Source organism: uncultured Nostoc sp. (genome assembly GCF_964245575.1).
GTDB lineage: Bacteria > Cyanobacteriota > Cyanobacteriia > Cyanobacteriales > Nostocaceae > Nostoc.
This window is the reverse complement of the sequence record NZ_CAXTNP010000418.1, coordinates 1-4791: the sequence shown is the minus strand read 5'-3', so window position 1 is coordinate 4791 and position 4791 is coordinate 1. Positions and strand designations below refer to the sequence as shown.

Sequence of the window (4791 nt, the reverse complement as noted above, 5' to 3'; positions counted from 1 at the left end):
ACTCCCCACTCCCCACTCCCCACTCCCTACCCAATACCTTTAGCAATAAAAAACGCTTCACCGATGGGGCCTAATGCCAGCACTGGGAAGAATGTAAGTGCGCCTAGAATTAAAATTACGCCTGCGGTAACGCCTGTAAATAGTCCGGTATCAGTTCGCAATGTACCAGTCGTCAAGGGAACAGCTTGTTTACGAGACATACTATCTGCTAAAAACAGCAAACCCAAAATTGGGATATAACGTCCAGCCAGTAAACTAAAGCAGGTACTTAAATTCCACCACAAAGCAGTTAAAGTTGGTTGTGCGCCCATCGCAGACATCGCCAAAGGAGAAGGTTGTGAATCTCCCAAGCCTTCAAACCCAGAACCGTTGTTAGCAGCAGCAGACGCATATTCATAGATAACTTGAGCAAAGCCGTGAAAACCCGGATTACTAATTCCTGATAGTTGATCAGCAAATGCCAAGGCGATACCTGCGGGAATCATAATTGCGATCGGGTGAACCAGCAGAATTAGGAAACTAGCAAGTACAACCTCGCGCTTCTCAATCTTGCGTCCCAAAAATTCTGGTGTGCGTCCTACCATCAACCCTGTAGCGAACACAGCCAGAATCAGGTAAGCAAACAAATAAGCGGTTCCTGTACCCTGTCCACCCCAGATAATTTGCAGGAACATATTAGAAAGGGTAATAAAACCGCCGTTGGGCATAAAGGAGTCGTGTAAACTATTGACTGCGCCGCACATAGTACCAGTTGTACTCGTTGCAAATAGTGCAGATTGTGCCCAACCAAACCGGACTTCTTTACCTTCTAAATTCGCTTGCTGACTACCCAGCAGTGCATTCACAGCTGGATTACCGTTATATTCACCAATGGCAGTGACGATGATAAATACTAAATAGAGAACGCCTACCATACCGTAGACTAACCAAGCTTGCTTAGTGTTGTTCGCAAACAACCCATAAGTGTAGATTAGGGATGTAGGAATCGAAAGCATCGCCACAATTTGAATTAAATTAGAAAATCCGTTGGGATTTTCAAAGGGGTGTGCTGAGTTGATGGCGAAAAAGCCACCGCCGTTTTCCCCTAATTGCTTGATAATTTCAAAATGAGCAACAGGGCCACGAGCGATCGCCTGACTAATATTCGGATTTTCCAAGGTAGGGAATACAACTGCACCCCCCAGAGTTTCGGGAACGCCAGCTGCCATCAATAAAATGCCGCCCACAATACAAATAGGCAGTAAAATTCGGGTAATCGAGCGAATTAGGTCTACATAAAAGTTGCCTAACGGTCTACCAGTCAATCCCCGAATAAAAGCAATTCCTACAGCCAAACCAGTCGCAGCAGAGGTAAACATGTGATAACCAAGCCCCCACATTTGGCTACCATAGCTCATGTATGTTTCACCAGAATAGTGCTGCTGGTTGGTATTAGTAATAAAAGAAATGGTAGTATGCAGCACTGTGTCCCAGGTTGGCGCACCTATTCCAGTAGGGTTGAGAGGTAGCCATCCCTGATTCATGATCAGCAAGAAAATCAGCAACCCCATTGCGACGTTGCTATACAGGATTGCCCGCCCATACTGCCAGCCTGTCATGTTTTCTTTGGTTTGAACGCCTACCAAGGAATAAAGCGATCGCTCAACTGGATTTAAAATTGAGTCAAGAAAAGTTCTTTGCTCCAGGTAGACACGCGCCAAATAGCGCCCAAAAAAGGGAGCGATCGCTACTACAATTAGTAGCGTCAATCCAATTTGAATCCATCCTTCTAACATTGGACTAATTGAACTCCGACATAAATAAATTTCAGATTAATATAAAATATCTTCTTGCTATGAATGAGAACCAATAGTTAAGTATATCGGCATTATTAACTTACCTATAACTATGTGCTTTCTCAATCAATCATGGAGCTTTTTGTTAGAGAATACAAGGTATAAATTAATATTTAAACTTGTCTATCTAAAGAATATATTTGTATATATATAAATATTCAGAGCGTTTATCTCGATATATATCTGCAAATATAGAAAGACAGCTAAATGCTAAACAAACAGCTATTTGGCGCTAAAACGCGAGCATCCCACTTTGGCGAATAGCCTACAAACTGAACCCGGATTTCTCCCAAGTGAGAAATCCGGGTCAAGCCTTTACATGAAGGTATGGGATTAATCTAAAGTCCAAAATCCAAAATAGGCAGAGTCACGAGTTTAATTCATAACTGATTTTGGCGACAAATTCCAAATACTGAAGTGTAGGCGTGTAAGAAAGTTCTGCCACCAACAGGGCCGATTTCACCACCACAGAAAAAACCGCTTATAGGAATATCGTTGAGATAGCGCCGAAATAGTTCAGAATCGAAATTGGGTTTACCATACAGTCCTTCACCTCGCCCCAGACAGGCAAACATTAAGGCAGCTACGGCAGAGGGTTCAGATTCTCGTTGGGTTTGATAACTTTGGAGAAGTAATTCTAGGTCTTCAGCAGAGGCTTGAGCATCGCGGAGGTGGAATTGCAGCCTTTGTCCTGGACGGACGCGATCGCCAATTGCGATCGCCCCAGCTGTTGGATCGACCCCAAGAATACCACGAATTAAAAAGTCTCCCTGTTGCAAAGCCAGTTTAAATTCATCCATCGCCACACCAACAAACAGAGAGTGCTGTGCTAAAGTCCGTTCTTCTTCGCTGAGACTGGCAATCAAATCTCGCAATACCACTAGAGGCACTTTCTCATCTAATTCCAGAATAATATTGCGATCGGCTTTTGTAACTTGCAATGGTTCGCCAATCGGTCGGCATCCTTGGGCTACAATCGTTTCCAAAACAATATTGCCAGTCAAAGCTATACCAACAGTCCCCTCACGATACAGGCTTTGGCATTCCTTGCCCTCAGTCTCATTACAAAAAAGGGCAACACGACCACCCATACCCCCACCGCTAGCCTGTCCCCCCACTATCACCGATCCTGGATAAGCAAAATCCAACCCCTGCAATAAATCGTTGATTCCAGAAGCGAAAGAACTAGACAGCAAGATGAACTGAGGTGTCGGTGATGCTGGCACACCGATCAAATCAACCCAAGCATCTGGAGAACTATCTAAATCAGGTAATTCTTCAGCAACAACATGAAAAACTTGAACCTTCACCCCCGGAAGGTGTGCTAAAGTCAAGCTGATAGCTGGTTCAGCTTCCAATTCTTGGGTTTCTCCGTTAACTGTCGTCCCAATCGCACCTCCACCACTACAGCCAATTAGCACTGGCACAGAAAGTTTCTCAGCTAACAAGGGTAACAGTCGGGAATACTCACTCGTAAAAGCAGACGAAATGAATACCAGTCCTAGATCCGCAGGTGCTGTTAACGATGAGACAGCTCGTTCCACCACATCTGTAACAGCTGCTTCCAAAGAATGACGGGTTGATAGGGCGTTTGCCCACTGCATTTGGTCTGCCATGAGTTTTGAGCTTCTTTCTCTTTTTGGGCTAGTAGGTTTTGATTTTTGATTTTGCGAAGAATTGCATCGTACAGGAATTGACGCCAGCCCTTTGTCTCCTCCATCCCAAGAAGCTGGGGTTGTCATTCTTTAATAGATGCATCTAAATATATTGTATGATTGTTTATCTATGGTACTGATTCCACAAAATCTTAAAAAATAAAGATGAATGCATTATAGATGCGGCGGTTTACTGTATTGGTTATAAATCAATAGGCTAAAGTACTAACTTATTAGCTGAATGGTTAGAATGGTTAGTAATCAAGCTAAAATCTGCCATTTCTGAAGTTTTTCTATACTAGTATTAACAACACACGACGAGACTAAAGCAATGACCAACATCCAAGAAACAGCAAAGGGCGATATTCAAGAGAAAATCCAAGAAGAAGTAGAGCAAGCGCGTACTGTCTGTGATACTAGCGGTAGCAACTCACCAGAGTGTGCTGCTGCTTGGGATGCAGTAGAAGAATTGCAAGCCGAAGCTTCCCACAAGCGCCAAAGCAAGCCAAAAAACTCTCTTGAACAGTATTGTGATGACAACCCAGATGCAATTGAATGCCGAGTTTACGACGACTAAAAATTTAGACAAGTGAATTTTATGTTCGTTTAGTAAACAAGCAACCAAAATTGACTTACTCAAATCTTGCACTCTCACCTCACTCTTGCCTAAAATCTTACTCCCCCTCTTTGATTATTTGCCACAACAGGTAAATAATTGGTGAAATATCTGGAGTTACGGATGTATAAGGGTTAAAATTTGAGAGTTTTTTTATCTTACAAAGGAAACTTTTACACCCAAAAAATTGGGGTTTTGTCCAAGAGTGCCGAGTATATAGTCGGTGGGTAGGTTTTAGAACTCTTCCTGACGCTACTTACATATAGGTGCAAAATCTGAGATGAGGATCTTTGAGTTGCTTCTTTTTACCAAATAGAGAGATTGAGGAAAGTGAATTAAACTCTTTTTACCATTTAATACCTTTTCCAAAAATCTTTGCAACAAATGAATTGAGTGTAGGGGCGTACATCTGTATGCCCCTACAAACGTATTTACAGTATAAATTTGGTGAAATGGTATAAGTTGAATAGCCACTTGCTTGCACAAAGAAGTTAGCGCGCAGCCTTGAGGCTAGTAGCGCAAGGCGGAAGTCACCCATTCAAAAGGAGCCAGTGCGCCCTTGCGGCTCTCTCTGTCGACTTGTTCGCGCAGCGTCTCGTAAAGAAGAGAAGCAACTGGCTCTCAAAAGTCAAAAGTTTTGTATATCAAGGCTTTTGCAAGTTTTAAAATGGTAGCTTGATTTACG

Annotated in this window: 3 protein-coding genes; 1 reads left to right on the top strand and 2 read right to left on the bottom strand. The window is 42.9% G+C overall.

The window, feature by feature from the left end:
• Positions 1-26 precede the first annotated feature (26 nt).
• A complete protein-coding gene (gene kdpA / locus ACFFAP_RS35885; protein ID WP_375515676.1) occupies positions 27-1775 on the bottom strand; it encodes a potassium-transporting ATPase subunit KdpA in 1749 nt (582 codons plus the stop codon).
• A gap of 440 nt (positions 1776-2215) precedes the next feature.
• The gene (locus tag ACFFAP_RS35880) at positions 2216-3451 is read right to left on the bottom strand and encodes an FIST N-terminal domain-containing protein (RefSeq protein ID WP_375515675.1); all 1236 of its coding nucleotides are present in this window, start codon (positions 3449-3451) and stop codon (positions 2216-2218) included.
• 370 nt (positions 3452-3821) lie between these two features.
• Here ACFFAP_RS35880 and ACFFAP_RS35875 point away from each other — a divergent pair, with 370 nt between their 5' ends.
• Positions 3822-4067 carry a Calvin cycle protein CP12 gene (locus tag ACFFAP_RS35875; RefSeq protein WP_375515674.1) on the top strand — a complete coding sequence of 82 codons (246 nt, stop codon included), beginning with the start codon at positions 3822-3824 and terminating at the stop codon, positions 4065-4067.
• Positions 4068-4791: the final 724 nt, after the last annotated feature.

Coding starts and splice junctions, on each gene's coding strand:
- kdpA (WP_375515676.1), bottom strand. CDS start 1,775: ATGTTAGAAGGATGGATTCAAATTGGATTGACGCTACTAATTGTAGTA.
- ACFFAP_RS35880 (WP_375515675.1), bottom strand. CDS start 3,451: ATGGCAGACCAAATGCAGTGGGCAAACGCCCTATCAACCCGTCATTCT.
- ACFFAP_RS35875 (WP_375515674.1), top strand. CDS start 3,822: ATGACCAACATCCAAGAAACAGCAAAGGGCGATATTCAAGAGAAAATC.